Source organism: Pseudomonas sp. NPDC087690 (assembly GCF_044743175.1).
In the GTDB taxonomy this organism is placed as follows: Bacteria; Pseudomonadota; Gammaproteobacteria; order Pseudomonadales; family Pseudomonadaceae; genus Aquipseudomonas.
Window position 1 is genome coordinate 34,068 of the sequence record NZ_JBIUVX010000015.1, and the last position, 25,266, is coordinate 59,333.

A 25,266-nucleotide genomic window follows, 5' to 3' on the forward strand; every position below is an offset into this window, starting at 1 on the left:
TCACTATCAGAGTCGTTCTTATAACTATTTAATACGCACCATTCCGTTAAAAACAACCTCTTTTTTACCCAGGGATCGACTGTGAAATTTAAACCGCTACTGGCCCTGGGCCTGACGATTCTGGCCGCTTCCACTCAAGCCTTTGCTGGCGCCACGCTGGATCGTATCGAGCAGAAAAAAGAGCTGGTCGGTGTGCTGATGGAAAGCTATCCACCGTTCTCGTTTCTCAATGACCAGAATCAACTGGATGGCTTCGACGTAGATGTCGCCAAAGCCGTGGCTGACAAGTTAGGTGTCAAGCTGCGACTGGAAACGCCGTCCTGGGACGTCATTGCGGCCGGCCGCTGGAGCGGGCGCTACGACATCTGCATCTGCTCGATGACGCCGAGCAAGGCCCGCGCCGAGGTATTCGACTTCCCGGTCGAGTACTACGCTTCGCCGGCAGTGATCGTGGTCAATGCCAAGGATGAGCGGATCCACGCTGCCAAGGATTTGAGTGGCAAAAAAGTCGGCCTCACCAGCGCGTCCAGTTACGAAAGCTATCTGAACAAGAACCTAGTCATCGAAGGCGCTGAAGACACGCAGTTGCAGTACCCGTTCGACGATGTGCAGATCGCTCCGTACGATACTGACAACGTCGCCTTCCAGGATCTGGGCCTGGGGGCTGGCGTGCGCCTGGATGCCATCCTCACTAACCTCGTCACCGCGCAGCCACGCCTGAACGAAGACAAGCGCTTCAAACTGGCCGGCGCGCCGCTGTATTCGGAGCCGAACTCGGTGGCCATCGAAAAGGGCGATGCGCAATGGGACGCCAAGGTGCGTGAAGTCTTCGCGCAACTGAAACAGGACGGCACCCTGAGCAAGCTGTCGCAAAAATGGATCGGCGCCGATATCAGCCAATGACTTCTTTCCCGACACCGCCACAGCCACCGCAACCGGTGGCTGAGTCACGCCTGCAACGCTTGTTTGGTTTTCGTACGCGGCTGTACCTGACCTGGGCAGCGTTGGTCTGCCTGTTCGCCGGGTTCTTCCTGAGCTTCGACCTGAAGTTCTCGATCATCCTCGACAAGCTGCCCAATCTGGTCGGCTTGCATCTGGCGCCCAACGGCTTTCTGCAGGGTGCGGCGCTGACGCTTTTCCTGTGTCTGTGCTCGATTGTTGCCTCGTCCCTGCTGGGCTTCATCACAGCATTGGCACGCCTGTCGAAAAGCGCGGTGGCGTTCGGCATTGCCAGTTTTTACACCTCGTTCTTTCGCGGTACGCCACTGCTCATCCAGATCCTGCTGATCTACCTGGGTTTGCCGCAATTGGGCATCGTGCCCGGCGCCATCGTCGCCGGCATAATCGCCTTGTCATTGAACTACGGCGCCTATCTCAGTGAAATCTTTCGCGCCGGCATCCTCGGGGTCGACTACGGCCAACGCGAAGCATCGCTGGCATTGGGGATGCGCGAGACGGTGATTTTCTGGCGCATCACCCTGCCGCAAGCCATGCGCACGATCATCCCGCCCACTACCAACCAGTTCATTTCGATGCTCAAGGACTCGTCGCTGATTTCGGTGATGGGCGTCTGGGAAGTGATGTTTCTCGCGCAGTCATACGGGCGCTCAAGCTACCGCTACATCGAAATGCTGACGACGGCGGCGATCATCTACTGGCTGATGTCGATCGGGCTGGAGTTGATTCAGGCGCGAATGGAGCGGCATTACGGCAAGGCTTACGTGCGGCGGAGCTAGGGCGATTGGCACCTTGCGGGCTGCGTCGGGTTTTAATTGGTCTCTCGGCGTACCCGCACCATGCCCATTTTCATCCCAAACAATCGGAATATCGAGTCCAACGACCTCAACGTCTGATTACCCTCAGCGTGCTCTATGTGTATCAACGTGCGGACCGAAATTTTGCACATCTTAGCGAATTGGATTTGATGCAGCCCTGTCACCTCCACTCGTAAACGGCGGACGGCTTCGCTGATTTCCAATGTCCCGTCGGCTAGCGCCTCTTGAATGCTTTCGATGAGCGCCATGCGTTCGAGAACTGTCATTACCATTTTCCTCTCCAATCTTCGAGCGCCGCAAAAGGCTCAATAAACATTAATGGGGTGGGGATTCATTGATGTGAGTGCTTCGGCGTTTGAATCAAAACTTACTGCACCTAATGAGAGGAACAGGCAAAAAAACTGCAACAAAATGCAGAAATTAATATGTTTCAGCGCTGAAGATGCAAAACAATGCAGATCAACCACCGACATCATTCTGTAAAAACCCTTCGCTATACAGGACGGCCCGCTTATAACAAAAAGGCCGTCGACCCATGCCGTTCCCGCCCCAGCGTCTGTCCCTCGCCATTGCCCTGTTGGTCACCGCCACGGCAGCCCACGGCAAAACCGTGCAAATCGACACCGCCACCACGGCAGCGCAAGCACTGGGTGGCAGCGACACGCTAACGATTTCGGCGCCGGGCAGTATCACCAACAGCGGCAAGGCCGTGAGCCTGAAAGACAAGACCAGCGATGCGGGTGTGGTGATCGATAACGCCGGCAAAATCGTTTCCACCGGCGGCCGGGCCATCGACAGCAGCGGCGATCTGAACCAGGCGCGCAATTACACGATTTACAACCGCAGTGGCGGTCAGATTCTCGGCGCCAACGATGCTTTGCGCATCGACAGCAATTTTGTCAGCGGCAGTCTGTTGATCGACAACAGCGGTGTGATTCGCTCCACCACCGGCCAGGGACTGGACCTCGATGCGCTGCGCAGTGACGGCGTGAAGACCACCATTATCAACCGCGTCGGCGGGCTGATTCGCGGCGACGCCAGCGACGGCATGAAGACCGGCGCGAATGCGACGATCAGCAACTATGGCGAGATTTCGACCGGCGATTCGCACAATGCCGACGAGAAATTCGACGGCATCGATATCGATTCCGCGAGCGGCGTCAGTGTGACCAACTACGGGGTGATTTCCGGTGGCCGTCACGGCATCACCACCGACCTCGGCGCGACCCTGGTCAACTATGGGCAGATCACCGGGCGCAACGGCTCCGGTTTCGGCTCCGATGGCGACGGCACGGTGATCAACCACGGCACCATCACCGGGGCTTACTCAGGTTTGCAGGCGAACGGTGACGGCGACGGCGTGGACATCGACAAGATCGCCCACATCGAAAACTACGGCACCATTCAAGGCGTCGGTGCCGGCGGTGTCGACAAGGGCGGTTTCGCCAATGGCAGTGAAGGGATTGCGCTCGGCGGTGGTTACATCCTCAACGCCAGCGGCGCGCTGATCAGCGGCGCCGACAGCGCCATTCTGGTCGATGATGGCAGCGGCGGCTCGGGGCTCGCGGCGACCACACTGGAGAACTTCGGCACCATTCAAGGCCTCAACGGCTTCGGCGTGAAATTCGTCGGTGAGTTCGTCGACAGCGTGATCAACGGCGGCACCATCAGCGGCAGCAACGGCTTGGCGCTGGACCTGGGTGGCGGCAACGACAATCTGACCTTGCGCAATGGCAGCCGCTTCATCGGCGTGGTCGATGGCGGCAGCGGTTACGACCGAGTGGTGATGGACGATGTGGCCGGCGGCAGCTTCGGCGCCAGTCGCAACTTCGAATGGCTGGAGGTCAAGCAAGGTGCGTGGACACTCACAGGCAGTGGTGATTTCAGCGACGGCGGCACGGTGCGCAACGGCGCGACACTGATCAACCAGGGTGGTATTGCCGGCAGCCTGACCATCGACGCGGGCGGCGTATATGCCGGTGGCGGTTCGGTGGGCAGCCTTAACGTCAACGGCACCTTGCGCACGGATACCAGCCTTGGCCGGGCGACCGTCGTTCACGACCTGAACATGAGCAACGCGTCCACCCTCGCCTATGGCGTCAACGCCGATGGCAGTAGCGCGCCTGTGCAGGTCGGCGGCATCGCCAATCTGAACGGTGCGACCCTCGCGGTGAATCCCGGCGCCGGTACTTATCCGTGGCAGAGCCAATACACCGTGTTGCAGGCCGCGCAGGTCAACGGCACGTTCGGCCGGGTGACCAGCGACTATGCGTTTCTCACGCCGACCCTCGCCTACACGCCGACCCAGGTTGATCTGACATACACCCGCAACGACGTCGCCTTCAATCAATTCGCGGTCACCGGCAACGGCAGCAACGCCGCCAACAGCCTCGCCTCCATGGGTAAAAACAATGCGCTGTACAACGCGTTGCTCAACACCACTCAAAGCAGCGCCGGCGCGGCCATCGAGCAACTGGCCGGCGCCAGCAACGCCAGCCTGACCAGCGCCACCCTCGGCGCCAGTAGCCAGGTCGGCAGCAGCATGCTCTCGGCCATGCAACAAATGGGCGGCAGTCCGGGTTTGCTGGTCGGTCTCGATCAACGCGAGACGCCCGTGTTGGCAGCCAATGGCGTGCCCTCGGAAGCGCGCAACCTGAACGACCCGAATGCGCGCGGTCGCCTCTGGCTGCAAGGTATCGGCGGCTACGGCAAGCTCGATGGCGAACACGGCAGCAGCGGTCTCGAACAACGCACCAAGGGCAGTGTGCTCGGTGCTGACTGGGCACTGGATTCGGCATGGCGTCTGGGCGTGCTCGGCGGCTATTCGAAAACCGAGCTCGACGCGACCGGCGTCGATGGCAACGTCGAGAGCTGGCATGCCGGTGTTTACGCACTGCATCACAACGGCCCGATTTCCCTGCGTCTGGGCGCGGCGTACAGCGGCCATCAAGGTGAAAGCAAACGGACCATCGCCTTCAATGGTTTCAGCGACCGACCGAAAGGCGATTACGACGCCGACAGCCAGCAAGCCTTCGCCGAACTGGGTTACGCCATGGGCAGCGGCCGCTTCAGCGCCGAGCCCTTCGCCAGCCTCGGCTACCAGCGCTACCACCGCGACAGCTACCAGGAAAAGGGAGGCGCCGCCGCCCTGCAGGTCGACAGTCAGACGCAAGACAACTTCAGCAGCACCTTCGGCCTGCGACTGGCGCGCCTGAGCAGCCTCGACAATGGTATGAGCGTGACGCCGCGCATGGCCGCCGGATGGAAACACACCTATGGCGATGTCAGCAGTTCGACGCGACAGGCGTTTGTGGTCGGTGGCACGGCGTTCAGTGTCGATGGCAGCTCGCTGGATCGGGACAGTCTGGTGCTCGAGGCTGGACTGGATGTGGGCATTTCCGCGCGGCAGACGCTGGGGGTCGGGTACAGCGGCGAGATTGGCAGCGACAGCCGTAACCACGGCTTGATTGGTAAATGGCAGATGAGTTTCTGATGATGAATAGTCGGCGCTGTCTTGGTTGGTTGTAAGAAAAGTCACCGAGCAAACCATGTAAAAACATCCCTTGCGTTTCTGGTGGGAGATTTCTACAAAACCATCCGAAGCTGCCCGCGGAGCTGCGGGAAGTAGCTGACATCGTTTTTTTTGCCAGGCTCCTAGAGTCGAGTCTTCTGTCTAAAGAGGCTCGACTCGATGTTCGCTCAACATACATTCCGCCCTCACCATCTTGCATTGGCAATTGCACTAACCATGGCATGGACCGAAATTTCCATCGCACAACAGCAAGATACTCAGGTCGTCGAAAGCATTATTGAAGACACACCCAAAAAGCCTCGCAAGAGAACGCCAAAACCTGCCACCGATACATCGGCAGCTCCCACAGTGGTGGAGGCGATCGATCAGAAAACGACACCGGCCAGCCCTCCACCACCCGGCACGCCAACGCCAACGCCGGACCGTGTATCGCTTACAGAAGCGCAGATGAGCCAAACGGGTCAGGCGCTCCTCAACAGCATCGAGCAAAAACATTCACCATTGTCAGAACCTCAACCAGGTCAGAATCCTCAGGCACCTGCCCAACTGGAAAAACCCACTCTTCCTGCCACGCCCTCAAACGCCGCGATCACTGCCCTGCTCGACGCCAACCACGCAACGTCCGGTGTGGCCCTCGAACAACTCGCCGCCGGCAGCAATGCCAACCTCGCCAAAGCCACATTGAGCAGCGTCACCCCGGTGAGCGCGAGCATGCTGTCGGCCATGCGCCAATTGGATAACCGCAACGGCGCCGCTTACAACTACGGCAACTCACCACGCCAGGCCAGCAAAGGTGCGCAAAGCGGACGGGTGTGGATTCAGGCGCTCGGGCATGGCGGCAGTGTCGACCGCGAGTTCGACAGCACCTTGAAACACGCCACCCAAGGTTTGGTGATGGGCGCCGACTGGCGTCTGAACGAGCAATGGCACTTCGGCTTGCTTGGCGGAAAATCCCAGACCCGCCTCGACGCCCGTCAATACGACGGCGACCTCGACAGCTGGCACCTCGGGGCCTACGCCGTACGTCAGGACGGGCCGCTGGCACTGCGCTTCGGCGCCACCTATGGCAGCCACGACGGCAGCAGCAAACGCCGGGTCGCATTCAACGGCTTCAGTGACCGCCTCAAGGGCAGCTACGACGCGAATACCCAACAAGCCTTTGCCGAAATCGGTTTCAACCTCGGTCGCCAGAACCTGACCTTCGAACCCTTCGCCAGTCTTGGGTATCAACGCTATCAACGCGACAGCTACACGGAAAAAGGTGGCGATGCGGCACTGAAAGTATTCGGGCAAACCCGGGACAACCTCAGCACCACGCTGGGCTTTCGCGCAGCGAAAACCGGCCAGTTGAATAACGGCATGAGCCTGACCCCAAGATTCAGTGCGGGCTGGAAACACCTGTACGGCGAGCTCGAGGGTGACACGAGTCAGCAACTGGTCAAAGGTGGCAAGCGCTTCGCGGTGACGGGGGCGGAACTGGATCGCAACAGTCTGGCCGTGGACGCAGGATTGGATCTTGGCCTATCGTCCAACCACACCCTCGGCGTGGGCGTGACCGGTGACTTCGGCACCGAGAGCCGCTCTCACGGCGTGATGGGCCAATGGCGCATGGCGTTCTAACAGACACAACGCTCACTGTAGGAGCTGCCGAAGACTGCGATCTTTTGATGTTGTTTTGGATTAATAAAAACCTAGATCAAGAGATCACAGCCTGCGGCAGCTCCCATAGGGCAAAAATCCAGGCAAAAAAAAGGGGAGCACATGCCCCCCCGAGGTTTAAAGCGTTGGATCGCGGCCGTTATCTCAGCCTTCGATCTCGATCAGAATTTCGCCCGGATTGACTCGATCGCCCTTGGCCACATGAATCGCGGTGACCTTGCCGGCAATCGCCGCCTGGACTTCGGTTTCCATCTTCATCGCTTCGGTGATCAGCACAGCCTGACCGGCCTTGACGGTGTCGCCCTCCTTGACCAGCACATCGACGATGTTGCCGGGCATGGTGGTGCTGACATGGCCCGGTGCCGAAGCTTGCTTGCGCTTGCTGCTGCCACCGCCGACGAATTCGTTGAGCGGTTCGAACACCACTTCTTCCGGCATGCCGTCGATGGACAGGTAGAAGTGACGCTTGCCTTCGGCCTTGACGCCGACACCGGTGATGTCGACGCGGTAGGTTTCGCCGTGCACGTCGATGACGAACTCGGTCGGCACGCCTTCGCCCCCCGCCGACGCAACGCTGCCAGCCTCCGGGATCGGCAGCAGCACTTCCGGCGTGAGGGTGCCGGCGGCACGCTCTTCGAGGAACTTGCGGCCGATGTCCGGGAACATGGCGAAGGTCAGCACGTCTTCTTCCGACTTGGCCAATGCGCCGATATCGGCACGCAGCTTGGTCATTTCCGGCTTGAGCAGGTCGGCCGGACGCACATCGATGACTTCTTCGCTGCCGATTGCCTGACGACGCAGTTTCTCGTTGACCACGCCCGGCGCCTTGCCGTAACCGCCCTGCAGGTACAGCTTCACTTCGTTGGTGATGGTCTTGTAACGCTCGCCGGCCAAGACGTTGAAGAACGCCTGGGTGCCGACGATCTGCGAAGTCGGGGTCACCAGCGGCGGGAAGCCGAGGTCCTCACGCACGCGCGGGATTTCCGCCAGCACTTCGGCCATGCGATTGAGGGCGCCCTGCTCTTTCAACTGGTTGGCAAGGTTGGAAATCATCCCGCCCGGCACCTGGTTGACTTGCACACGGGTATCGACGGCGGTGAATTCGCTTTCAAACTGGTGGTACTTCTTGCGCACGGCGTAGAAGTACAGGCCGATCTCTTGCAGCAGTTCGAGGTTCAGACCGGTGTCGTACTCGGTGCCCTTGAGCGCGGCGACCATCGACTCGGTGCCCGGGTGACTGGTGCCCGAGGCGAAACTGGAGATCGCGGTGTCGATGTGATCAGCGCCGTTTTCGATAGCCTTGAGCTGGCACATGGTCGCCAGACCAGCCGTATCGTGGGAGTGGATGAACACCGGCAGCGATTGCTCGGCTTTCAACGCGCGAACCAGTTCACCGGTAGCGTAAGGGGTCAGCAGACCGGCCATGTCCTTGATCGCCACCGAGTCGCAACCCATGGCTTCCATTTGCTTGGCTTGTGCCACAAACGCATCGATAGTGTGCACCGGGCTGGTGGTGTAAGCGATGGTGCCTTGGGCATGTTTGCCGGCAGCCTTAACCGCTTCGATGGCCACGCGCAGGTTACGCACGTCGTTCATCGCGTCGAAGATACGGAACACGTCGATGCCATTCACCGCAGCCTTGGCGACGAAGGCTTTGACCACGTCGTCGCTGTAGTGGCGGTAGCCGAGCAGGTTCTGCCCGCGCAGGAGCATTTGCAGGCGGGTGTTAGGCAGCGCCGCGCGCAGTTGGCGCAGACGCTCCCACGGGTCTTCTTTCAGAAAGCGTACACAGGCGTCGAAGGTCGCGCCGCCCCAGCATTCCAGCGACCAGTAGCCGACTTTGTCGAGCTTGTCGCAGATCGGCAGCATGTCTTCGGTGCGCATGCGGGTGGCGAGCAGCGATTGGTGAGCGTCGCGCAGGATGGTATCGGTTACGAAGATTTTCTTGGACATTGTTGTATTCCTCACAGGCCTGCGTGGGCGGCGATGGCGGCGGCGATGGCCAGGGCCAGCTCTTCGGGTTTGCGCTTGATCGAGTAGTTGGTCAGTTCCGGGTGGCTCTCAACGAAGCTGGTATTGAACTGGCCGCTACGGAATTCCGGGTTGCGCAGGATTTCCTGGTAATACGCGGCGGTGGTCTTCACGCCTTGCAGACGCATGTCGTCCAGCGCGCGCAGGCCACGGTCCATCGCCTCTTCCCAGGTCAGCGCCCAGACCACCAGTTTCAGGCACATCGAGTCGTAGAACGGCGGAATGGTGTAGCCGGTGTAGATTGCCGTGTCGGTGCGCACGCCCGGGCCACCGGGGGCGTAATAACGGGTGATCTTGCCAAAGCTCGGCAGAAAGTTGTTCTTCGGGTCTTCGGCGTTGATGCGGAACTGCAACGCGAAACCACGGTGCTGAATGTCTTCCTGCTTCACCGACAGCGGCAGGCCGGAGGCGATGCGGATCTGCTCGCGGACGATGTCGATCCCGGTGATTTCTTCGGTGATGGTGTGTTCCACCTGCACCCGGGTGTTCATCTCCATGAAGTACACCTCGCCCTCGGCGAGCAGGAACTCCACGGTACCGGCGTTCTCGTAACCCACCGCCTTGGCCGCACGCACCGACAGGTCGCCGATGTAGGCACGCTGTTCTGGAGTCAGTTGCGGGCTCGGGGCGATTTCGATGAGCTTCTGGTTGCGACGCTGGATCGAGCAGTCGCGCTCGAACAGGTGCACGACGTTGCCGAAGCTGTCGCCGAGAATCTGCGCTTCGATGTGCTTGGGGTTAACGATGCATTTTTCCAGGAACACTTCGGCAGAACCGAAGGCCTTGGTCGCTTCGGAAATCACTCGAGGGAAATTCTGTTCGAGCTCTTCGCGACTGTTGCAGCGACGGATGCCGCGCCCGCCACCACCGGAGGTGGCTTTGAGCATGACCGGGTAACCAATGCGGTCGCCCTCGGCCAAGGCTTCTTCGATGTCGGCGACATTGCCTTCGGTGCCCGGCGTGACCGGCACACCGGCCTTGATCATGCTGCGGCGCGCTTCGGTCTTGTCGCCCATGCGGCGAATGACTTCTGCCGACGGGCCGATGAATTTGATTCCGCGTTCAGCGCAGATGTCTGCCAGTTCGGCGTTCTCCGAGAGGAAACCGTAACCCGGGTGCAGTGCATCACAGCCGGTTTCAACCGCCAGGTTCACCAGCTTGCGCGGGTTCAGGTAACCGGCCAGTGGCTCGGCACCGATGCTGTGGGCCTCGTCCGCACGCTTCACATGCAAGGCATGGCGGTCGGCGTCGGAAAAAATCGCAACCGAGCGAATGCCCATTTCGGCGCAGGCTCGCACGATTCGTACGGCAATCTCACCACGGTTGGCGATCAGGATCTTTGTTATCACTTGGAGGTTCCCTTGAGCCGGTGGCACCACGACCTGCTAGACCCAGGTCGACGCGTGACCAAATGTTTCAATTTAGTCGCAGGTCCACACTAGCGCTCATGAGGGATTAACAAAAATGAATAAAAATTGGGTCATGCATAAGTAAAGACTTATAGTTGAAACATTCGCCAGCCGTCAGAGCCGATAAAAAATGCGTAAGTCCTTGATGCGTATGACATTGCGTCAATTGCAGATCTTCAATGAAGTGTGTGATTTACGCTCTTACAGCCGCGCAGCCGAGGAAATGTCCCTCACGCAACCTGCCGTGAGCCTGCAGATTCGTCAGCTGGAAGAGCTGATCGGCCAGCCATTATTCGATTATGTCGGCAAAAAACTCTACATGACCGAAGCCGCTGAAGCACTTCAGCGCGCAAGCCGGGACATTTTCGGGCGCCTGGAAAACCTCGATATGCAGCTCTCGGACATGCAGGGATCGCTGCAAGGTCAGCTGAAACTGGCGGTGGAGTCCAGCGCCAAATATTTCGTCCCGCACCTGTTCGCCGCGTTCAAACGCCAGCATCCGGAAGTGAATCTGCAACTGACCGTGGTCAACCGTGGCCAAGTGATCCGCCGACTTTCCGATAACCGCGATGACTTGGTAATCATGTCGATGGTGCCCCAGGACATGGGCCTGGAATTCCTGCCGTTTCTCAACAATCCGATTGTTGCCGTGGCGCGCCCGGATCACCCGTTGGCGCACATGGGCCCGCTGCGCTTGCAGGATCTTGAGCCTTACACGCTGCTGATCCGCGAACCCGGCTCGGGCACACGCCTGGCCTGCGAAGAGTATTTCAAAGAGAAGCGCGTGCACTTCACTCAGACTCAGGAAGTCGCCTCGGCCGAAGCACAGCGCGAATGCGTGCAGGCGGGTCTGGGCTTGGCGCTATTGACGCGCCACGCCCTGAACCTGGAGCTGGCGACCGGCGGACTCGTCGAGTTGCCGGTCGAGGAACTGCCGCTGCTGCGTAGCTGGTGCCTGGTGCAAGCGAAAGCCAAACGCTTGTCACCGGTGGCGCACGCCTTCCTGGCGTTCATCCGCAGCGAACGCGTGCAGATCAGCGCGCTGGTTGAGCGCTTCGACGGGAAGCTGCGGGTGCTGCCTGCCAGTGAGTGATGTCGGGAAAGTCGCCGATTTCAGCTTGAAGCTGGCGCAGCTCGAAGCGATCTTCGATAGCGCGGCGAAATTCCATGCGGCGCTGGTCTTCCTGCTGACGACGGGTTTTCGCGGCGCTGTTGCGTTCTTCGTAAGGCTGAGCCATTTCGAGTCTCCCAAGGCGATTACGGGAGTTTCACGATAGGCGGGAGGGATGACGGTTTGATGAAAGCTGCCGTCAAAAAAGCAAAAGATCGCAGCCTCCGGCAGCTCCTACATTGATCCGTGTAGGAGCTGCCGAAGGCTGCGATCTTTTGATCTTAATCATCCAGGGCTTTGGCGGCTTTTGGCGACAAGCGCAGGCTGCGCAGACTGCGCTTGACGCTCTTGAGGTGATTGACCAGGCTCGGCCCGCGCGCCATGGCCACGCCCATCGCCAGCACATCGATCACCACCAGGTGGGCGATACGCGAAGTCAGCGGCGTATAGATTTCGGTGTCTTCATGCACATCGATCGCCAGATTGACGGTCGACAATTCGGCCAACGGCGTCTGGCTCGGGCACAGGGTGATCAGCGACGCACCGCTCTCACGAACAAGGTTGGCGGTGATCAGCAAATCCTTGGAACGCCCGGACTGCGAAATACAAATCGCCACATCGGTCGGCTTCAGCGTCACCGCCGACATCGCCTGCATGTGCGGATCGGAATACGCCGCTGCGGTCAGCAGCAATCGGAAAAACTTGTGCTGCGCATCCGCCGCTACTGCGCCGGAAGCACCAAAGCCGTAGAACTCGACCCGCTGCGCCTGCGACATCAGCGTCACCGCGCGCTGCAACTCAATCGGATCGAGCTTCTCGCGAACCTCCATCAAGGTGTGCAACGTGGTGTCGAAAATCTTCAGGCTGTAATCGGCGACCGAATCGTCTTCGTGGATCGCGAACTGGCCGAAGCTGGCACCGGCGGCCAGGCTTTGCGCCAGTTTGAGTTTCAGATCCTGGAAGCCGGAGCAACCGATGGCGCGACAGAAGCGCACAATGGTCGGCTCACTGATGCCGACGCTGTGGGCCAGGTCGGCCATGGAACTGTGCATCACCGCCGCAGGGTCAAGCAGCACGTGGTCGGCGACCTTGAGCTCCGACTTGCGTAACAGGTGACGTGACTGGGCAATGTGTTGCAGCAGATTCAAGGGGCTGGACTCTTCTTATGGGCAAGGATGTAGCACGCTTGTAGTTATACTACATGAATTGGCTTTTTGCCTGCTCAATGCGTAACTCCATGTCCCCATATCAGGCGCGATGAGCTGCATGTAGCCCTTAAAACGGTTTTTCCTGCTCGCGCAAAAGCCCGGCCAGCGCGGCAGCCTCCACCGGATGGCTGATCAGATAGCCTTGTACTTCATCGCAACGCTCGACGCGTAAAAACTCCAGCTGATCCTGGCGCTCGACACCTTCCGCCACCACCTTCAGCGACAAGCCATGGGCCATGGCGATGATCGCCCGGGTAATCGCCGCATCCTCGCTGCCCTCGCCCAATCCACGAATGAACGCCTGATCGATCTTCACGTAATCCACCGGAATGCGCTTGAGGTAACTCAGCGACGAATAACCGGTGCCGAAGTCGTCGATCGCCAGTTTCACCCCCAGATCACGCAGTTGCTGGAACGTGGCGATGATGTGTTCAACGCTGTCGAGCAACTGGCTTTCGGTCAGTTCCAGCTCGAGGTAGTGCGGCGCCAGCCCGGTTTCCTCCAACACCTGGCGCACCAGACTGACCAGTTTGCCCTGACGCAGCTGATGCACCGACAGATTCACCGAAACGCGGATCGGCGCAAGCCCCTGACGTTGCCATTCGCACGCCTGCCAACACGCCTGGCGCAGGACAAACTCGCCGATCGGCCCGATCAGTCCGGTTTCCTCGGCCAGCCCGATGAAATCTCCCGGTGGTACTCGGCCCATGGTCGGATGATCCCAACGCACCAGCGCTTCGGCGGCATTCAGCCGTCCCGATTCCAGACACAGCTTGGGCTGATAGAACACCTTCAGCTGCTTTTCCTCGATGGCTTTGCGCAACTGATTTTCCAGCTGCAAGCGCTCAAGGGTGCTGGCCTGCAAGCTGTCGGTGTAAAACTGGAAGTTGTTACCGCCCAAGTGTTTGGCGTGTTGCATGGCCATGTTCGACTGGCTGACCAGCGCGGAAATTTCTCGGGCATTGTCCGGCAGCATGCTGATGCCCATTGAGGCGCTGACCACCAACTCATGCCCTTCGACCGTCAGTGGCAGGCGCAACTTGCTCGACAACCGCGTGGCGACCCGGGCCAGACTCGACAGGTTGCCGTAAGCATCAAACAACACTGCGAACTCATCACCAGACAGCCGGGCAATGGTGTCGGCTTCCGGTAAAGCGTTGACCAGCCGTCGCGCCATTTTCTGCAGCAACTGGTCGGCAATCTCATGGCCGAGGCTGTCGTTGAGCAGTTTGAAGCGATCCAGATTGATGTGCAGCAGCGCCAGACTGCGGCGGCCCTGACGCGAACGCTGATGCGCTTCATGCAAGCGTTCGCGGAACAGTGAGCGGTTGGCCAGACCGGTGAGTTCGTCGTAATGGGTCAGATAGCGCATGCGCTCTTCGGATTCGCGTCGTGCCGACAGATCGGCGAAGAAGCCAACGATATGACTGACATTTCCCCGACCATCACGCACCGCGTTCAACTGCAGCAATTGCGGATACAGTTCGCCGTTCTTGCGCGTTTCCACCAACTCGCCCTGCCAACTGCCGTGCTGCTCCAAGGCATGACGGATTGCCACGTAATGGCGGCGGGCATCGCGACTGCACGGCAATTCGACGACGTTGCGCCCGAGCATGTCTTCGATGTCATAACCGGTGACACGACTGAAGGCCTGGTTGATCGCGATCAGCGCATAGTTCGGATCGAGGATCACGATGCCTTCGCTGGCCGCCTCGAACACCGTCGCCGCCAGGCGCTGCTGTTCTTCCAGGCTTTTGTTGGCGCTGATGTCGCGCCGGGTACCAACCATGCGGATCACTCGACCGCTGTCGCTGCGCTCAACCGCACGGCCACGGTCTTCGATCCACACCCAATGGCCATCGCTGTGACGCACACGGTATTCGATCTGATAGTCCTCGGTACGCCCTTTCAAATGTTCTATCAGCGCGTATTTCAGCGTCGGCACATCGTCCGGATGCAGACGTGGCTTGAGGTCGCGCAACAGCGCCGTGACGTATTCCGGAGCGAGGCCGAACAGTTCCTGAATCTGCGTGTGGTGGACTTCGTCGGTTTGCAGGTTCCAGTCCCACAGCCCCAACTCACTGGCCTTCAACGCCAGCGCCAGCCGCGCTTCGCTTTTACTCAGGGCCTGATTGGCTGCGTCCAGTTCACGGCTGCGCTGGGCGACGCGGTCTTCGAGCTCTACCTGAGCTTCACGCAGCTTGCCCTCGGCACAGCGTCGATGTTCGATTTCCCTGGCGAGTTCCTGGTTGAGTTGCTCGCTGCGTGACTGGGTCTGCTGCAAGTGTTCGATCAGGTGCTGGTTCTGGAAACGTCGCAGTAAACCGCGATCGATCAGCCGATTGACCTGCCATGCGACCACGCTCAGCGAGCCGAGCAGGATCAAGCCGAGCCAGCCCCAACCGCGTGCCTGTTCGTCGCCACCCCAGAACAGGTAGCCGATCGCCGGCAACAGACAGGGCAAGGTAAAGGAGAGAAACGCTGGCAGGCTCACCGCGTAGGCAACGCTGGCCGACAGGGTTGCGGCGCCAATCAGGCCGAACACCCAAGCCTGTTGGATGAAGTTGTCGGCCGGCACCAAGGCGATGCCGGCACCGGCCAGGGTCAGGCCGGTCATGGTCGAACCCAGCAGAAACATCCGCCGCCAGATCGGTTGTGCCTGCCGGTCAGGGATTGCCGAGTCGAATGCCGCCACCTGAATCACCCGCAACGCCACCAGCGACAGCAACCACACCAGCCAGACGCTGACCACGAAGTAGCGCTGCGGGCTCCAGAGCAAAGCGGCGCAGACCAGACCATTGATCAACATGAACAGAGTGGGCAACAACGAGCCTTGATACAGCAGGCGCGTGCGCTCGACCGCGATTTCGACGGCATAGTGCTTGCGGATAACCCGGGGTTCCACAGAGGGGCCCGACAGTTCGGCGCTGAGGGTCATGGGCAACGTTCTTGTTCTTATAAGGAGGGCGTGCGCCCGAAACGTGGACGGAGCATACACAAGCCGATCCCGTTGCCAAACTGCTCCTGATCATAATTTCAGCGAAACTTTTCCGCCCTTTACCACCTGCGAAACCCTTGGAGCTCGGCGGGCCGATGCCTGTAGGCAGTGACCGACCGGTCGTCATCGACAGGAGTTTCATCGGCTAATGCAAAGCTCGGTTTGCCCGGGCCTGCGGCGCACCCTAGAATGCCCCGATGCGCGATGATCTCTCCCTTCTGCTGAACTCCCTCAACGATGCCCAACGCCAGGCCGTAGCGGCCCCCGTTGGCCGTCAGTTGGTCCTGGCCGGTGCTGGCTCCGGTAAAACCCGAGTGCTGGTGCACCGTATCGCCTGGTTGATCCAGGTCGAAAACGCCTCGCCCCACTCCATCCTGTCGGTGACCTTCACCAACAAGGCCGCTGCCGAGATGCGTCACCGCATCGAGCAGTTGCTGGGTATCAACCCGGCCGGCATGTGGGTCGGCACCTTCCACGGCCTCGCGCACCGCTTGTTGCGGGCACACTGGCAGGAAGCGGGCCTGAGCCAGACTTTCCAGATTCTCGACAGCGACGACCAGCAACGGCTGGTCAAGCGGGTGATCCGCGAACTGGGCCTGGACGAGCAACGCTGGCCAGCCCGTCAGGCACAGTGGTTCATCAACGGCCAGAAAGACGAAGGCCTGCGTCCACAACACATTCAAGCCAGCGGTGATTTGTACCTGGCGACCATGCGCGGCATTTACGAAGCCTACGAGGCAGCGTGTCTGCGTGCCGGCGTGATCGATTTCTCCGAACTGCTGCTGCGCGCCCTCGACTTGTGGCGCGACCATCCGGGCCTGTTGGCGCACTACCAGAAGCGCTTCCGCCATATTCTGGTGGATGAGTTCCAGGACACCAACGCCGTGCAGTACGCCTGGTTGCGCCTGCTCGGCAAGGGCGGCGACAGTCTGATGGTGGTGGGCGACGACGACCAGTCGATTTACGGCTGGCGTGGCGCGAAGATCGAAAACATTCATCAGTATTCTTCCGACTTCGCCGATTCGGTGACCATTCGTCTGGAGCAGAATTACCGCTCCACCGCTGGCATCCTCAAGGCTGCCAACGCCCTGATTGCCAACAACACCGGCCGCCTCGGTAAAGAGCTGTGGACCGACGGCGGCGACGGCGAAGCAATCAATCTGTACGCCGCGTTCAACGAACACGACGAAGCACGCTACGTTGTCGAAACCATCGAAAGCGCGCTGAAAACCGGCTTGGCGCGCAGCGATATCGCGATCCTGTACCGATCCAACGCCCAATCACGCGTTCTGGAAGAAGCGTTGCTGCGTGAGCGTATTCCGTATCGAATCTATGGTGGTCAGCGCTTCTTCGAGCGTGCGGAAATCAAGAACGCCATGGCCTACCTGCGTTTGCTCGAAGGTCGCGGCAACGATGCAGCGCTGGAACGGGTGATCAACGTGCCGGCCCGTGGCATCGGCGAGAAAACTGTCGAAGCGATCCGCGATCACGCCCGCCACAGCGATGTGTCGATGTGGGAAGCGATGCGCCAACTGGTCGCCAACAAAGGCCTGACCGGTCGCGCGGCCGGTGCGTTGGGTGCGTTTATCGAACTGATCGAAAACCTCGCCGCCAAGTGCATGGAAATGCCGCTGCATTTGATGACGCAAACCGTCATCGAGCAGTCGGGCCTCATTGCCTACCATGAAGCGGAAAAAGGCGAGAAAGGCCAGGCCCGGGTGGAAAACCTTGAGGAACTGGTCAGCGCCGCGCGCAACTTCGAGAACACCGAAGAAGACGAAGAGCTGACGCCACTGGCGGCGTTCCTCGGCCACGCTTCGCTGGAGGCTGGTGACACTCAGGCCGACGAGCACGAAGACAGCATTCAGCTGATGACCCTGCACAGCGCCAAAGGCCTGGAATTCCCTTACGTGTTCCTTGTGGGCATGGAAGAAGGCCTGTTCCCGCACAAGATGAGCCTGGAAGAACCGGGGCGTCTTGAGGAAGAACGCCGTCTGGCTTACGTCGGCATCACCCGGGCGATGCAGAATCTGGTGATGACCTATGCGGAAACCCGTCGCCTTTATGGCAGCGAAACCTACAACAAGGTCTCGCGTTTCGTACGCGAGGTGCCGAAAGGCCTGATTCAGGAAGTGCGTTTGTCGAACAGCGTCAGCCGTCCGTTCGGCGGTAACCAGTCGATGAGCGGCAGCAACCTGTTCAGCGGCAGCGAAATTCCGGAAACGGGTTTCAGTCTTGGTCAGGCGGTACGCCATTCGATCTTTGGTGATGGCGTGATCCTCAACTTCGAGGGTGCCGGTGCGCAGGCGCGGGTGCAGGTGAACTTCAGCGAAGGCAGCAAGTGGCTGATGCTCGGCTACGCCAAGCTGGAAGCGATCTAAAGCCGATTCAGCTTTTCTGTGGGAGCGAGCCTGCTCGCGAATGAAGTCACCGCGGTTGATCTGCCAGACCGCGATGGGGCTTTCGCGAGCAGGCTCGCTCCCACAGGGTTCGGTGCTCTGAGCCAATAATCCCGCTGAACCAATCCCCTTTTCCTACAGACAAAAGTACATAGGCTGATTGCCTCGCGAAGCTGAACGCAACCTGTCAGGCAAAAGCCCGAAACACTCTCTCGCTAGCCAGTAACACTTCAGCTGTGCAACATGGCGCGCGTGTCTCCACAAACGGGAATTCCCTTTATGAAACGTTTTCTTAGCATCGCCATGGCGTTGTGCATCGGCCTGACGATGAGCCTCGACGCCAACGCCAAGCGCTTTGGTGGTGGCAAAAGCGCCGGCGCTGCGCCGACGCACCAGACCAGCCAGATGGCTCCTTCTTCTCCAGGCGTGGGCGGCGCCGCTGCAACCGCGGGTGCTGCCGGTGCCGCAGGCGCTGCAGCCAAGGCCGGCGGTGCTTCGAAATGGCTCGGCCCTCTGGCCGGTATCGCTGCGGGTGGCCTGCTCGCATCCATGTTCATGGGTGGCGGCTTCCAGGGCATGCAGATCTTCGACATCCTGATCATGGCTGTGATCGCGTTCGTGATCTTCCGTTTCATTGCCGCACGTCGACGCAAGCAGCAGGAGCAGTTCGCTCCGGCCGGCGCGCCGATGCAGCGTGAAGTGTTCGAGCAGAAGCCTGCTGCCATGGGTTCGATCTTCGGTGGTTCGGCTGCGCCTGCTGCCGCTCGTCCGGTGATCAACGCGCCGGCCTGGTTCAACGAGCAGAGCTTCCTTGAAGCTGCGCGTAGCCACTTCCAGTCGCTGCAGCAGCACTGGGACGCCAACGAAATGGACAAGATCGCCGAGTTCGTGACCCCGCAAATGCTCGAGTTCCTCAAGCGTGAACGTGCGGATCTGGGCGACGCGTTCCAGTCGACCTACATCGACAACCTCCAGGTGCAACTGGATGGCGTGGATGACCGTGCCGACAAGACCATCGCCACCCTGACCTTCAACGGTGTGTCGAAGTCTTCGCGCTTCGACCAGGGCGAAGTGTTCAGCGAAAGCTGGAACATGGAACGTCCGCAGGGCGAGAACCAGCCTTGGCTGGTCGCCGGTATCCGCCAGAACGGCTGATCCCCTCGCACGCTTTACTTGCTGTCATAAAAAACCCCAGCTTCGGCTGGGGTTTTCTATTTCGCGGTTGCATCTATAGCGAGCTACTGTATAAACCGGCCCATATAAACCGCGCCATTCAAGCAAGAGGATCCCGGACGTGGAAGAAATCATCGAACAACTGCGTGAAGCCAACGAACCCGTGCCGGTTCCTTTGGAACTGCCTGACGAAGACCAATTGGTGGAAGTCGAAGAAGAACTCTTCATCAACATTCCCTTCGTCTTCAAAGAGTTTTTGCTGACTGTCAGCGACGTGGTGTACGGCAGCCTGGAGCCGGTGACCGTCACCGACCCGCAATCGCACACCTATCTGCCGGACGTTGCGGCCAATGCGTGGGACATCGGCGTACCGCGTGACCTGATCCCGATCTGCCAGGACGGTGAAAACTACTACTGCGTCGAAGAAGACGGCACCGTGGTGCTGTGGTCCGGCGAAGAAGAGCTGATCACCGAAGAATCCTGGGAATCGGTATGGCACTGGGCGCGGGACGTCTGGCTGGAAAGCTGATCGGCCAAACGCCCCGGCGGGTCAATGCCCCGACGACTCCTTGTGGTTGTCGAGGGTTTCCAGCAGCGCCACCTGCATCCGCGTGTGCACGCGGATGAACCAGCGCCAGAGCAGCGCCGCCACGGCGGCCGCCACCACGGCGATCAGCATCAGCAACTTGTTGGTCGGCAAGATACTGGCCGACAGGGCTGCCAACAGCAGGAAAATCACCAGCAGCGAGAGAATCGGGATCACTTCGGAGATCACCCGGCGCACTCGCTGCGTGTGCCGCCCCGCCATCTCCGGCTTTACGCCCATCTCTGCCAGAAGCATCGACAGCGCCTTGAGCTTGCGATATGCCGCTATCAAAAACGGCAACGACAGCAGCAACGCTCCGCCCCAGATCAACGCCTTCTGCCAGCTCGGATCGCTGATCCAGTCCTGCAGCCACAGTGAAATGCGCTCGGCGAAATACGCCCCGGCGAAGAAGATCGCAATCACCAGCGCCAGATTCACCCCGACCTGCAGCAGGATCTTGCGGATAATCGACGCCAGCATCGCGCCCTCACCTTGCGGCTGGATGCTGCGCAGCCATTCGCCGTACATGCCGAGGACTCGACCGAGAGGCTTGGGCACTGCCGCCGACAGCTTGATCGACAGCGGATCCGCCGCACGGATCAGGTACGGCGTCAGCAGCGTGGTAATTACCGAAACCGCCACGGCCACGGGATAAAGGAAGTTACTGGTGACCTGCAAAGTCATGCCCAGCGCGGCGATGATGAAGGAAAATTCGCCAATCTGAGACAGTCCCATCCCGACGCGCAGTGAGGTACGTCCGTCATTGCCGGCGATAAACGCCCCAAGGCCGCAGGACAACATCTTGCCGAGTACCACGGCGACGGTGATCACCGCGATCGGCCACGCGTATTCGAGCAGAATCATCGGGTCGAGCATCAGGCCGATAGCAACGAAGAAGATCGCGCTGAACAAGTCGCGAACCGGCTCGATCAGACGTTCGATCTTCAGCAGTTGCCGCGACTCGGCCATGATTGCACCGATCAGGAACGCGCCGAGCACCATGCTGTATTCAAGCTTGACCACCAGCAGGCAGAAGCCGAAACACAGGCCCAGCACAGTGATCAGCAGCATCTCGTTGCTTTCGAATTTGGCCACGTAAGCCAGCAGACGCGGCACCAGCAGGATGCCGATGACCAACGCAACGATCATGAACAGAGACAGCTTGCCGACCGTGGAGAACACCTCGCCGGAGCTGACCGTACCGCTGACGGCGATGCTTGAGAGCAGCGCGATGATGCCGATGCCGAGGATGTCTTCAACGATCAACACACCGAAGATCAACTGCGCGAAGCGCTCGTTCTTCATCTTCAAATCATTGAGTGCCTTGACGATGATGGTGGTCGAGGAAATCGCCAGAATCGCGCCGAGGAACAGCGAGTCCATGGTGTTCCAGTCGAACCAGCGCCCGATTTCGTAGCCGATCCAGATCATCAGGACGATCTCGAGGAACGCCGCGATAAACGCCGTCGCGCCGACCTTGAACAGCTTGCGCAGGCTGAACTCAAGCCCAAGACAGAACATCAGGAAAATCACCCCCAACTCGGCGAGGGTCTTGATGGTTTCTTCGTCGTGGATCAGGCCGAACGGCGGCGTGTGCGGACCGATAATGAAACCGGCGACGATATAGCCAAGCACCACCGGCTGTTTGAAGCGGTGGAACAACACGGTCACCACACCCGCGACCAACATGATCACTGCCAGATCCTGAATAAAACTGATGGCATGCATGGCGTGGGCTCCTTGAATGACGAGGCTCGCAGTCAGACGTCAGAAAAGTCTGAGCGAGCGAAGTAAAAATCCGCTTTTCGTGTGGGAATTGCCCTTGAGAGGGGCTTTTGCAGGTTAACACCGCGACTTCCGCCTGGAAGGCGGTGCAATATATGGAAACAGATCGATTCCGGCGTGACGGCGGCCAGTCGCCCGGCGTCCCGATAACGGTGCTTTCGAAAAGCGACCAGGCACCCGTAGAGGTGCTTCCAGAAATCAGCCTTGATCCGTGAGAACGTTATGGAACCCGGAAACGCCCAGCTGTCGATGACGGTACTGATGACCCCCGACATGGCCAACTTCTCTGGCAATGTCCACGGCGGCACCCTGCTCAAATACCTCGACGAAGTGGCCTACGCCTGTGCGAGCCGTTACGCCGGCCGCTATGTGGTGACCCTGTCGGTGGATCAGGTGATTTTCCGCGAGCCGATTCATGTCGGCGAACTGGTGACCTTCCTCGCTTCGGTCAACTACACCGGCAACACGTCGATGGAAGTCGGCATCAAAGTGGTGACCGAGAACATCCGTGAGCGCTCGGTGCGCCACACCAACAGCTGCTTCTTCACCATGGTCGCGGTGGATGACCAGCGCAAGCCGGCCCCCGTACCGCCGCTGCAACCGCAGAACAGCGAAGACAAGCGTCGTTATATGCAGGCGCAGCAGCGTCGGCAGATTCGTCAGGAGCTGGAGAAGCGGTATCAGGAGATCAAGGGCGACGCCTGAGATTTGTAGCGTTAAGAAATCGCAATCGCGAGCAGGCTCACTCCTACATTGGAATGCGTTTCCCTGTAGGAGTGAGCCTGCTCGCGATTGGATTCAACGCGGTATTACAAACTGATTGCAGTAGCTTCGAACTTCACCCGCGGATGCGCAATCCGATCCTGCGCTCGCACCAGCTGCAGCTCATAACTGGCACACGCCTGAGTCTCCAGCAACACCTCGTGCACCGCCGCCGCCGTGAATTCGAACGCCGCCACCAGACTGTCGCCCAGCAGCACCCGCGCCAGAAACAGGCCCGAGGTCAGATCGCCTACACCCACCGGCTGACGCGGAAAAGCCAGCAGCGGACGGCGCAGATGCCAGCTGCCTTCAGCCGTTACCAACAACATCTCGAAACCATCTGCCGGTTTGCCCGGGTAATCCAGATGCTTGACCAGCACCGCTTTCGGCCCACGCGCCAGCAGCGCCCGCGCCATCGCCAGGCAATCGAACAGCGACTGCGGTTTGCGCCCGGAGAAGCTGTCCAGCTCCAACTGGTTCGGGCACATGATGTCCGCCACGGCCGCCGCTTCTTCCAGCAGGAAATCACTGACTTCGGTCGGTACGCTGCAGCCTTTCTCCGGGTGGCCCATCACCGGATCGCACAGATAAAGTGCTTTGGGATTGACCGACTTGATGCGCTGCACGCCACTGAGAATCGCCCGGCCCTGCGCCGCGCTGCCGAGGTAACCGGACAGCACCGCATCGCAGTTGCCCAGCTCGCCAATTGCCGCGATGCCTTCGACCAGTTCGGGAATCTGCTGCGGTGCCAGAACTTCGCCAGCCCACTGGCCGTATTGGGTGTGGTTGGAAAACTGCACGGTATTGAGCGGCCAGACATTGACCCCGACCCGCTGCATCGGAAAAACCGCCGCGCTGTTGCCGGCGTGGCCGAACACGACGTGGGACTGAATGGCGAGCAGATGAGGCGTACGTTTCATTCGGGGCATTCCGTAAAACGATTGAAATTCAAGCCGCGCAGTATGCGACGAAACGCAGCCTGTACGACAGACCGGCGACGCAGTTAAGCTGACGTTATCTTTTGGAGTTTGATGTTGATGCTGACCCTCGAAAACATCTTTGTGCTGATGCTGTTCGCCGCTGCCGGCGCGTGGCTATGGCACAACCACGGCTTGCGCGAGCGGGCGCTGGAGCGGGTCAAACAGCATTGTCTGAATGTGCGCGTGGAGTTGCTCGACGGCAACGTTGCACTGAAGAAGATCGGTTTCATCAAGGACGCCAATGGCCGCCGGCGACTGGCGCGGGTGTACAACTTCGAATTCACCGTGACCGGCGAAACCCGACATAACGGCACCATCACCCAGTTTGGCGCGCACAGTGCGCAGATCGAACTGGCGCCCTACCCGGCTCCGTTTGACGATACGCCGCCGGTGGTTGAAGTGCACAAGCCGCGCGCCGAAGTCATTGAGCTGAGTCAGTGGCGGCAGGAACATACCAAGTGGAAGCCTTGAAGGATCAAAAGATCGCAGGCTGCGATCTTTTGCTCTAACTTTCCCGACACCCCGACAAACCCGGCTGCAGCTCATCGATGTTTTGCGGATCGACGAAGATAAGCTCAATCCGCGAATCCTTTCGCCATTCGCTCGCCTGCCAACTCAACTCGGCATTATCCAGGGCATTCGCAGACACCCAGCCCTTCGCGCTGTGGATAACCAGTTTCGCCCGCTGCCAATTGAGGCTGGTCAGCCAGTCAGCAATGCATTGCTTGTCGAATATCTGCTCCGGATGCCAACGCCAACCAATGCTCCAGCCACCCTCCTGCACCTGACTCAGGCAGATCGGCAACGTCGGATCGCTCCAGACAGCGGGCATTTGTCCTAAGCCCCTGGGCACGGCCAGGTTATCCACACCGCTGACCGCTTTTGCGGCGAGGCCCGGCAGTTCGCTGAGCGATAGCTGTGCCTGTTGCGTCCAGATCAGCGGGACTGCCGGCAACAGGCTGGCGATTCTTGCCCGGGCCGTGTCATCCAGGTTTTCAGCCTTGTTCAACAGCAACAGGCCTGCGCCTTCCAACGCTTCCCGCTGTGCTGCCGGCAGCGCTTTCCCCGCCTGAAGCGCCTGAGCATCCAGCACCAGCACACACGGCTGCACTGCCAGTACACCCAGCCATGGCGCCTCATTCAACTGTTTGAGCAATTGCGCCGGATGCCCCAGTCCGGACGGTTCGATGAACAGCCGATCGGGTCTCGCCTTGCGCAGCAAACGCCCAAGGCCGATCTGAAACGGCGCGCCATTGACGCAACACAAGCAGCCCCCGGCCACTTCGCCCAGTGCGATACCATCGGCGTCACTGGTCAGCAGCGCGGCGTCGAGGCCGATCTGGCCGAATTCATTGATCAGCACCGCCCAGCGCTCACCTTCTGGCCGCTGGGCCATGAGCTGGCGAATCAGGCTGGTCTTGCCGGCGCCCAAAGGGCCAGCAATGACATGGGTAGGAATGTTCTGCAACATGGCCGGGAGCTTTCTTGGGAGATTCGAAGATGCGTTGGATGGGATGGTCGTTGCTGTTGACGCTGCTGTCGAGTGAAGCGTGGGCACAGGCTTGCGTGGTGCACAGTCAGGGCGAGCGGCTCGACGTCAAAGTCTGTCAGCAGAACCGCAATATTCCGCAGAAACTGTTCAACGACGGCTTCTGCCAGCCAACGCTGGCCGGGCAGAAAGTCGAGGTGCAATACGTCGATAAGTGCCCCAGCGGTGCGTTTGGCGTGTGCAGCAACGCGCAAGTCGCCAATATGCCTTATCGCCAGGACATCCACTACTACGGCGTCGCCACCGATGCGGCGTATTTGCAGCCGTATTGTGAAGGCCAGAGTCAGGGTTCGTGGCTCAAGCCTTGAG

Annotated in this window: 20 protein-coding genes; 11 read left to right on the plus strand and 9 right to left on the minus strand. The window is 59.8% G+C overall.

Annotated elements, in window-relative coordinates:
- Positions 1-81 precede the first annotated feature (81 nt).
- Both ACIPIZ_RS16365 and ACIPIZ_RS16370 read left to right on the plus strand, forming a co-directional pair.
- Positions 82-903, plus strand: a complete 822-nt coding sequence (locus ACIPIZ_RS16365; protein WP_401166091.1) for an ABC transporter substrate-binding protein — start codon at positions 82-84, stop codon at positions 901-903.
- Entirely contained in the window at positions 900-1,736 is an 837-nt protein-coding gene (locus tag ACIPIZ_RS16370; RefSeq protein WP_105704705.1) for an amino acid ABC transporter permease, read from the plus strand. The genes ACIPIZ_RS16365 and ACIPIZ_RS16370 overlap by 4 nt, the downstream gene beginning before the upstream one ends.
- Before the next feature lie 32 nt (positions 1,737-1,768).
- Here the strand turns inward: ACIPIZ_RS16370 and ACIPIZ_RS16375 are convergent, their stop codons facing one another.
- Positions 1,769-2,047, minus strand: a complete 279-nt coding sequence (locus ACIPIZ_RS16375) for a helix-turn-helix transcriptional regulator (protein WP_105704706.1) — start codon at positions 2,045-2,047, stop codon at positions 1,769-1,771.
- A gap of 263 nt (positions 2,048-2,310) precedes the next feature.
- On the opposite strand from ACIPIZ_RS16375, the gene ACIPIZ_RS16380 reads away from it, so the two are divergent.
- Both ACIPIZ_RS16380 and ACIPIZ_RS16385 read left to right on the plus strand, forming a co-directional pair.
- Complete coding sequence (locus ACIPIZ_RS16380) at positions 2,311-5,268, plus strand: autotransporter domain-containing protein (protein ID WP_401166093.1); 2,958 nt, start codon at positions 2,311-2,313, stop codon at positions 5,266-5,268.
- 486 nt (positions 5,269-5,754) lie between these two features.
- Positions 5,755-6,927 carry an autotransporter domain-containing protein gene (locus ACIPIZ_RS16385; RefSeq protein WP_401166095.1) on the plus strand — a complete coding sequence of 391 codons (1,173 nt, stop codon included), beginning with the start codon at positions 5,755-5,757 and terminating at the stop codon, positions 6,925-6,927.
- Positions 6,928-7,110: 183 nt separating this feature from the next.
- On the opposite strand, the gene oadA is transcribed toward ACIPIZ_RS16385, so the two are convergent.
- Entirely contained in the window at positions 7,111-8,919 is a 1,809-nt protein-coding gene (gene oadA / locus ACIPIZ_RS16390; protein ID WP_105704709.1) for a sodium-extruding oxaloacetate decarboxylase subunit alpha, read from the minus strand.
- An 11-nt stretch (positions 8,920-8,930) separates the two neighbouring features.
- Positions 8,931-10,346: an acetyl-CoA carboxylase biotin carboxylase subunit gene (locus ACIPIZ_RS16395; protein ID WP_025112637.1), complete on the minus strand. Its 1,416-nt coding sequence runs from the start codon at positions 10,344-10,346 to the stop codon at positions 8,931-8,933.
- A 190-nt stretch (positions 10,347-10,536) separates the two neighbouring features.
- On the opposite strand from ACIPIZ_RS16395, the gene ACIPIZ_RS16400 reads away from it, so the two are divergent.
- Positions 10,537-11,499 (plus strand): LysR family transcriptional regulator, encoded by a 963-nt coding sequence (locus ACIPIZ_RS16400; RefSeq protein WP_016984010.1) that lies wholly within the window; start codon positions 10,537-10,539, stop codon positions 11,497-11,499.
- Here ACIPIZ_RS16400 and ACIPIZ_RS16405 read toward each other — a convergent pair.
- From ACIPIZ_RS16405 to ACIPIZ_RS16415, 3 genes are all read right to left on the minus strand, one after another.
- On the minus strand, positions 11,441-11,644 hold the full coding sequence (locus ACIPIZ_RS16405; RefSeq protein WP_077575111.1) for a PA3496 family putative envelope integrity protein: 204 nt from the start codon (positions 11,642-11,644) through the stop codon (positions 11,441-11,443). The two genes, ACIPIZ_RS16400 and ACIPIZ_RS16405, sit on opposite strands and share 59 nt — an antisense overlap.
- Positions 11,645-11,798: 154 nt before the next feature.
- Positions 11,799-12,665 (minus strand): transcriptional regulator HexR, encoded by an 867-nt coding sequence (gene hexR / locus ACIPIZ_RS16410; protein ID WP_008078846.1) that lies wholly within the window; start codon positions 12,663-12,665, stop codon positions 11,799-11,801.
- A gap of 127 nt (positions 12,666-12,792) precedes the next feature.
- Positions 12,793-15,663: a putative bifunctional diguanylate cyclase/phosphodiesterase gene (locus ACIPIZ_RS16415; RefSeq protein WP_401166099.1), complete on the minus strand. Its 2,871-nt coding sequence runs from the start codon at positions 15,661-15,663 to the stop codon at positions 12,793-12,795.
- A gap of 257 nt (positions 15,664-15,920) precedes the next feature.
- Between ACIPIZ_RS16415 and uvrD the strand changes: the two genes are divergently transcribed.
- The 3 genes from uvrD (at position 15,921) to ACIPIZ_RS16430 (ending at position 19,824) form a co-directional block, all read left to right on the plus strand.
- Positions 15,921-18,104, plus strand: coding sequence for a DNA helicase II (gene uvrD / locus ACIPIZ_RS16420; protein WP_064389631.1), 2,184 nt, complete (start codon positions 15,921-15,923; stop codon positions 18,102-18,104).
- Between the two features lie 297 nt (positions 18,105-18,401).
- On the plus strand, positions 18,402-19,277 hold the full coding sequence (locus ACIPIZ_RS16425; RefSeq protein ID WP_064389632.1) for a Tim44 domain-containing protein: 876 nt from the start codon (positions 18,402-18,404) through the stop codon (positions 19,275-19,277).
- 139 nt (positions 19,278-19,416) lie between these two features.
- Positions 19,417-19,824 carry an SMI1/KNR4 family protein gene (locus ACIPIZ_RS16430; protein WP_008078852.1) on the plus strand — a complete coding sequence of 136 codons (408 nt, stop codon included), beginning with the start codon at positions 19,417-19,419 and terminating at the stop codon, positions 19,822-19,824.
- A gap of 21 nt (positions 19,825-19,845) precedes the next feature.
- Here the strand turns inward: ACIPIZ_RS16430 and ACIPIZ_RS16435 are convergent, their stop codons facing one another.
- Complete coding sequence (locus ACIPIZ_RS16435) at positions 19,846-21,609, minus strand: cation:proton antiporter (RefSeq protein WP_064389633.1); 1,764 nt, start codon at positions 21,607-21,609, stop codon at positions 19,846-19,848.
- Between the two features lie 279 nt (positions 21,610-21,888).
- Here ACIPIZ_RS16435 and ACIPIZ_RS16440 point away from each other — a divergent pair, with 279 nt between their 5' ends.
- Positions 21,889-22,371 (plus strand): acyl-CoA thioesterase, encoded by a 483-nt coding sequence (locus tag ACIPIZ_RS16440; protein WP_041073853.1) that lies wholly within the window; start codon positions 21,889-21,891, stop codon positions 22,369-22,371.
- 104 nt (positions 22,372-22,475) lie between these two features.
- On the opposite strand, the gene pdxY is transcribed toward ACIPIZ_RS16440, so the two are convergent.
- Positions 22,476-23,348, minus strand: a complete 873-nt coding sequence (pdxY, locus tag ACIPIZ_RS16445) for a pyridoxal kinase PdxY (RefSeq protein WP_064389634.1) — start codon at positions 23,346-23,348, stop codon at positions 22,476-22,478.
- A gap of 117 nt (positions 23,349-23,465) precedes the next feature.
- Between pdxY and ACIPIZ_RS16450 the strand changes: the two genes are divergently transcribed.
- The gene (locus tag ACIPIZ_RS16450) at positions 23,466-23,879 is read left to right on the plus strand and encodes a DUF3301 domain-containing protein (RefSeq protein ID WP_064389782.1); all 414 of its coding nucleotides are present in this window, start codon (positions 23,466-23,468) and stop codon (positions 23,877-23,879) included.
- A gap of 34 nt (positions 23,880-23,913) precedes the next feature.
- On the opposite strand, the gene ACIPIZ_RS16455 is transcribed toward ACIPIZ_RS16450, so the two are convergent.
- Complete coding sequence (locus ACIPIZ_RS16455; protein ID WP_401166102.1) at positions 23,914-24,879, minus strand: CobW family GTP-binding protein; 966 nt, start codon at positions 24,877-24,879, stop codon at positions 23,914-23,916.
- Positions 24,880-24,908: 29 nt separating this feature from the next.
- On the opposite strand from ACIPIZ_RS16455, the gene ACIPIZ_RS16460 reads away from it, so the two are divergent.
- Positions 24,909-25,265, plus strand: a complete 357-nt coding sequence (locus ACIPIZ_RS16460) for a hypothetical protein (protein WP_064389636.1) — start codon at positions 24,909-24,911, stop codon at positions 25,263-25,265.
- Position 25,266: the final 1 nt, after the last annotated feature.

Excerpts from the sequence above, each read along its gene's own strand:
- ACIPIZ_RS16370 (WP_105704705.1), top strand. The coding sequence starts at position 900 with ATGACTTCTTTCCCGACACCGCCACAGCCACCGCAACCGGTGGCTGAG.
- ACIPIZ_RS16375 (WP_105704706.1), bottom strand. The coding sequence starts at position 2,047 with ATGGTAATGACAGTTCTCGAACGCATGGCGCTCATCGAAAGCATTCAA.
- ACIPIZ_RS16380 (WP_401166093.1), top strand. The coding sequence starts at position 2,311 with ATGCCGTTCCCGCCCCAGCGTCTGTCCCTCGCCATTGCCCTGTTGGTC.
- ACIPIZ_RS16385 (WP_401166095.1), top strand. The coding sequence starts at position 5,755 with ATGAGCCAAACGGGTCAGGCGCTCCTCAACAGCATCGAGCAAAAACAT.
- oadA (WP_105704709.1), bottom strand. The coding sequence starts at position 8,919 with ATGTCCAAGAAAATCTTCGTAACCGATACCATCCTGCGCGACGCTCAC.
- ACIPIZ_RS16400 (WP_016984010.1), top strand. The coding sequence starts at position 10,537 with ATGCGTAAGTCCTTGATGCGTATGACATTGCGTCAATTGCAGATCTTC.
- ACIPIZ_RS16405 (WP_077575111.1), bottom strand. The coding sequence starts at position 11,644 with ATGGCTCAGCCTTACGAAGAACGCAACAGCGCCGCGAAAACCCGTCGT.
- ACIPIZ_RS16415 (WP_401166099.1), bottom strand. The coding sequence starts at position 15,663 with ATGACCCTCAGCGCCGAACTGTCGGGCCCCTCTGTGGAACCCCGGGTT.
- uvrD (WP_064389631.1), top strand. The coding sequence starts at position 15,921 with ATGCGCGATGATCTCTCCCTTCTGCTGAACTCCCTCAACGATGCCCAA.
- ACIPIZ_RS16425 (WP_064389632.1), top strand. The coding sequence starts at position 18,402 with ATGAAACGTTTTCTTAGCATCGCCATGGCGTTGTGCATCGGCCTGACG.
- ACIPIZ_RS16435 (WP_064389633.1), bottom strand. The coding sequence starts at position 21,609 with ATGCATGCCATCAGTTTTATTCAGGATCTGGCAGTGATCATGTTGGTC.
- ACIPIZ_RS16440 (WP_041073853.1), top strand. The coding sequence starts at position 21,889 with ATGGAACCCGGAAACGCCCAGCTGTCGATGACGGTACTGATGACCCCC.
- pdxY (WP_064389634.1), bottom strand. The coding sequence starts at position 23,348 with ATGAAACGTACGCCTCATCTGCTCGCCATTCAGTCCCACGTCGTGTTC.
- ACIPIZ_RS16450 (WP_064389782.1), top strand. The coding sequence starts at position 23,466 with ATGCTGACCCTCGAAAACATCTTTGTGCTGATGCTGTTCGCCGCTGCC.
- ACIPIZ_RS16455 (WP_401166102.1), bottom strand. The coding sequence starts at position 24,879 with ATGTTGCAGAACATTCCTACCCATGTCATTGCTGGCCCTTTGGGCGCC.
- ACIPIZ_RS16460 (WP_064389636.1), top strand. The coding sequence starts at position 24,909 with ATGCGTTGGATGGGATGGTCGTTGCTGTTGACGCTGCTGTCGAGTGAA.